The sequence below is a fragment of the Gillisia hiemivivida genome, assembly GCF_007997295.1.
Taxonomy (GTDB): domain Bacteria; phylum Bacteroidota; class Bacteroidia; order Flavobacteriales; family Flavobacteriaceae; genus Gillisia; species Gillisia hiemivivida.
Genome location: NZ_VORY01000040.1, coordinates 1 through 5,239, shown reverse-complemented (window position 1 = coordinate 5,239; position 5,239 = coordinate 1). Strand labels below are relative to the sequence as shown.

Here is a 5,239-nt window from a genome sequence, read left to right as displayed (position 1 = left end):
ATCAAAATGATCCACTAAGAATTGTGGCAATACAAGCTTAATTAAATCTAGGTAGTTATCCAAACCTCTTTTTTTGGCAAATATCGAACTACATTTTCAATTCACACACAACTTTTGAGATTGATCCCATAGTATTTGATACTAAATCATATATTATGAGTCCGATTCGGTGACCTCTATTATTTTGGACTATAAGTCCGTATTGTTAATTTGACTTTCGTTTTTACGCATTTTGTTTAGTCTGAAAACGAATATTATAAGAGATCTGGTGACCTTTGGGATAGTCTTTCTCCCAAAATCAAGTAAAGCCAAAAATGGCAAAGCTCCCTTTTATGTTAGAATAACTTTAAACCGAATATGTGATTTTTTAAAAATTGTAATTCAATATTACATCTACATGGAAGAGATCTGTTTTATTCAAATAGAAGTTAGGATTATCAGGGAAATCCCCATTAGCAAATTTACCTACAAATAAAAGTTCAGGTTTTAAATTCTTCCATTTTTTGATATTAAAAAACAGATCTACGTTTATGTGCGTATAATCTGGAATAGCGTATTTATTGAGAGTAGGGTCTAAAACAGATGCTTTCCATTGATGGCCTGCACTAATAATCGATTTTAAATTAGATTTGTCTTTTCCCAATGGGATCGTATTGGTATAATAAAGTACTAACGCGTGATTATCGCCACTTCCCTCACTTCGCTCCCTTTTTTGAAAACTGAAAATAAATTCTCTTCCCCATTCCCTTGGAAAAACAAACTGACCTTTTTTGGTGATTCTGTTATATGATATTGAAATTGAAGAGTTACTCCAATCGTAGGCAGCTTTGACACCTATATTATCTGAAGAATTATTCTGAAAATAACTTAGGGAATCAATTGCATTTCCGCCATTATTTATTCTATTTTGATGCAACCATTCCGCTTCAATATTGAAACTCTGTGAAACTTGATATTTAGGTTTTATATATAATGTATTAGATACATTATCTGTATAATAATCCCAGAATTCAACCGAGGTGTTAGGAGAAATCTGAAAATCGGCATTGATGATAGCTAAATAATCTGAATTAGTATTTCCTCCATACAGACTCGTTGTTCCATTCTTATTTCTTCCTTCTGCATAAGTACCTATACTCTCACCAATAGAATAAAATTCTCCTGTGGATCTTGGTGCAATTTGATTAAAAACCCCTGCTTGTATTTTGTTTTTATTAGGACTTTTATAGGCATACCAAAACCCTTGAGCTAAGGTAGGGATCATTCTTCCGTCCTGAGGATTTACTAAAGGAGATTTAATTTTCATTCGACCTAAAGTAAATTCATGATGCGCAGTCTTGTAATTAGCATATAGTTCCCCCAAAATGAAAATATATTTATTATCTAAATGAATTCGATCAAATAAGCCTTCCTCATACCGACTTAATTTCCCAGTGGCATTATCAGCAATGCTAAGATCTTGTATATTTAAATTATTGGAATTATATACAGCGCCTCCAAAAGTTATTTTTTCTTTGAGAGTGAGTTCATATTTAATATTGCCTCCTGTAGCCAATGCGGTAAAGTCCTTAAGATCACCTTTATTAAAAGTATTCATATAATAGGTTCTCCATTGTCCGGATATTTTTCCCTTTACATTTGGTTTTTCTGATTCTTGAGCGAGACTGAGGAAAGGAAAAAGTAAAAGTAAATAGCGTAAACTTTTAAAATTCATTATTTAGTTTTTGTAATTTGATATTTATCCTCATAATACTTAATAATAGGAGGAAAAGGTCCATACTTGTGCTGGTTAGCAGAAAAAGAATCTTCCCAAGGGCCATAAGGAGTGGAAACTGGTTTTAATTTTTTATCTGGATAATCATTTTGGGTATTATTTTTTACAGGCCTATCAAAACTATTTATATAACCTGCTAAATGGTATGCTTCTTCATCGGTTAATTTGGGGTTATCCCAAGTGGCTTCTCCAAATGGCATATTTCCTTTTATAAATTCAGCAGAAGTGATCACCCGGTGCATCCCTGCTCCGGTATTATAACTGTCTTCTCCCCAAAGTGGAGGATATTGATATCCTTTAGTAGTATCAGTGAATTTTACGCCCTGTCCATTTTCTCCATGACATACTGCACATTCCTTGGAAAATAAGGACATCCCTTTTTCAAGATCTACAGCCATCTCTGGAAGGTTTATTTTAGCATAACCTTTAAATTCTTTTTCCCGTTCTGTGGGTAGTCCCTCTCCTAACCATTCCATGTAAGCTACTATAGCATTCATTTCTTTGGAATCTATAGGGAGCTTTTTTCCATCCATGCTTCTTTCCATGCACCCATTTATTCTTCCTTCTATTGTACTTGTGTTATTTGAGCGGCCGCTAAACTGAGGAAATCTTTCTGTGACACCTACCCAAGATGCAGAACCTGCTTGGGTTCCTGCTTTTAAATGACAATTCATACATGCTAAATTATTACCTGCAAATTGCATTGATGGATCCTTTACATTAGGTCCCATATATTTAGGTGTTTCAGCAATTAATAAATATCCATATTTAATCTGAGGCTTCATATATCCAGAATTTACTTCAGCATCGATATCTTTAGGTTGCCAATCTTGAGCACTTATTTTTTCTTTAATAAAAAGACGAGGATTTGAATTGAATAAATAAAGTCCAGAGAAAATGATAATTGTTAATGCTAAAAGAGAGCTAAATACATAGGCAATGGATTTCACTAATGATCTATAATTTTTCATTTAAAAAATTATTTTTTAAGTATTTGTTTCAAATTTTCTTTTAATATTTAAAAAAATAATATAATGCCTACAAATCTAAAAATTCAATTCTCTTTGATTGGTAACAAAAGTTACATATAACTTATTTTGAGAAAGTTAATTTTACTACAGAAAAAATAAATTGAAAATGATCATTAAAAATTTCTTCATATTAGTTTTATCAATAACTTTAGTCTTAATTCTAAGCTGTAATTCAACAAAAAAGTCAGCAACTATGAATAAGCCAGACCCACAAAAAGTTGCTTCAATTTCTATCCTTCATACTAATGATATGCATGGTTCTTATATGCCATTCGAATCCAATTTAGGTAATGCCACAGCTCAAACTGGAGATTCTATAGATAATTACATGAAATTTGATCGTAAAGCAGTAATTGGTGGATTTGAATATATGGCAAGTGCTATAAAATCTGTCAGAAAAAATAAAGGTGATGAGAGCGTAATATTATTGGATGGTGGAGATACTTTTAGTGATGACCAATTGGGAAATCTAACAAGAGGGGAAGCTATGATTAAAATGATGAATGAAGTAAAGTATGATCTTATGGCGCTGGGAAATCATGATTTTGACTACGGGCTTGAAAGAACAAATGAACTGCAGCTACTTGCTAATTTTCCAATGCGCGCAGCAAATATTATTGATAAAGAAACAGGAAATCCAATTTTCGGGGAACCTTATGTGATTATAAATAAGCAAGGGATTAACATTGCTATTCTTGCATTAAGTTATAGAAACACCCCTCTTACAGGAAATTCTAAAAACATTAAAGGCCTGGAATTTGGAATAGGTGTTGAAGCTGTTAAAGAATATCTTCCTATTATTTCTAAAAAAGCAGATATCATTGTTTTGCTATCTCATGAAGGAATGGCGGTAGATGAAATAATTGCAGAAGAAATAGAAGGGATAGATCTTATTGTGGGTGCACATAGTCATGATGTTATTTCCCCACCCATAAAAATTAACAACACTTATGTAGTTCAGGCACTCTCTGATGCTGCAATATTAGGAGAAACAGAAATACAAATAAGTAATAATAAAATAATAAACATTAATGCAAATTATCATTACCTATGGCACGATGAAATGTCTCCTGATGTGCAAATGCAAAAAATGGTAAATCAGCTTCGAAAACCCTATTTAACTAAATTAGAGGAGAAAATTACAAAAACAAATACTGTAATTGGAAGACAATATAAATCCGAAAGTCCTTTTGATAAGGTGGTAACTAGCATGATGGTTGAAAAACTGAATGTAGATGCCGCATTTTTACCAGGAGTTGGATATGGGATTTCACTAAATGGGAATATCACTTCTGAAGATATTTACAAATTATTGCCACATCCCGCAAAAATTGTGACTTTAGAAATGACTGGTGAACAATTAAAACAAACTTTAGAGCAAACAGCTACCAATTTAAAACCTACAGATAAATTGAAAATTGTAGGAGGACTAATACAATCTTCCGGGATATTTTACACCTTAAATCTTAAAAAAGCTATTGGACAAAGGGTAGATGAAATAAAGATTAAAAATGAAAAATTAGATCTTGCAAAAACTTATAAAATTGCTACCCACTCAGGGATGCTAAGTGGAATCCATAATTATGAGGAATTTGGAAAAGGCACAAATATCCAAAAAACTGACATTATACTTACAGAATTTGTATTGCAAAATCTTAAAGAATTAAATGAGCTTTTCTTTCCAAAAAAAATGGGAGAGGTAACTCTTATTAAATAATCTATCTTGGTTATGATTAAATTCAGTGAAGTTTAATATCAAATAAAATACATGAAAAGCTCAATAAGTTTAGTTTTAATCTTAATACTTATTTTCCAAATGAAGGCACAAGAATGGCAAACTCCTGCAATAGATGGCTACGGAAAGATCAAATATTATGAAGATGCGGCAGAACAACCTGATACTTCCCTTACTTATAAAATGGTTTTTGATATCAAGGATGAAAAGGAAAAGGATGGAGTGAATGTGGGTTTATGGAAAATAGCACGTTCTCTTAATTTATTAAAAGCAGGAAATATTTCTCCTGAAAAAATAGATATAGTTGCGGTTATTCATGGGGAGGCTACCTATTTGGTACTTTCCAATGAAAAGTACCAAGAGCAATTTAAAAAGCCAAACCCAAACATAGAACTATTAAAATTGATAAATGAACATGGGGTTAAGATTTTTGTATGCGGACAAGCTACTGCTTCTAGGGAGATAGAGAAAGAAGATATGAATGGATATATTCAATTAGCTCTTTCCGCTTTAACCGTTTTACCAAACTATCAGCTAAAAGGCTATGCTCTGATTCCTTAATTAGTTTTGATGGCTCAACACAAAAAGTTGTGGAGTAACTAAAAATAGGAGAACTTTGCTTTAAAATTTCTATGTCCTCAGACAAGTTATTAGCGATAGCTAATTTATTACTTCCTGAAGTGCTTGTAACCTATTTTG

4 protein-coding genes are annotated in these 5,239 nt (G+C 32.2%); 2 read left to right on the top strand and 2 right to left on the bottom strand.

Annotation, left to right across the window (positions count from 1 at the left end):
• Positions 1-367 precede the first annotated feature (367 nt).
• Together ES724_RS16310 and ES724_RS16305 are read right to left on the bottom strand one after the other, a co-directional pair.
• On the bottom strand, positions 368-1,714 hold the full coding sequence (locus ES724_RS16310) for an OprD family outer membrane porin (RefSeq protein ID WP_146935018.1): 1,347 nt from the start codon (positions 1,712-1,714) through the stop codon (positions 368-370).
• Positions 1,714-2,745 carry a c-type cytochrome gene (locus tag ES724_RS16305; RefSeq protein ID WP_146935015.1) on the bottom strand — a complete coding sequence of 344 codons (1,032 nt, stop codon included), beginning with the start codon at positions 2,743-2,745 and terminating at the stop codon, positions 1,714-1,716. The genes ES724_RS16310 and ES724_RS16305 overlap by 1 nt, the downstream gene beginning before the upstream one ends.
• A 253-nt stretch (positions 2,746-2,998) precedes the next feature.
• Between ES724_RS16305 and ES724_RS16300 the strand changes: the two genes are divergently transcribed.
• Complete coding sequence (locus ES724_RS16300; protein ID WP_246136902.1) at positions 2,999-4,522, top strand: bifunctional metallophosphatase/5'-nucleotidase; 1,524 nt, start codon at positions 2,999-3,001, stop codon at positions 4,520-4,522.
• Positions 4,523-4,573: 51 nt separating this feature from the next.
• On the top strand, positions 4,574-5,101 hold the full coding sequence (locus ES724_RS16295) for a DsrE family protein (protein WP_146935010.1): 528 nt from the start codon (positions 4,574-4,576) through the stop codon (positions 5,099-5,101).
• The last annotated feature ends 138 nt before the right edge of the window (positions 5,102-5,239 follow it).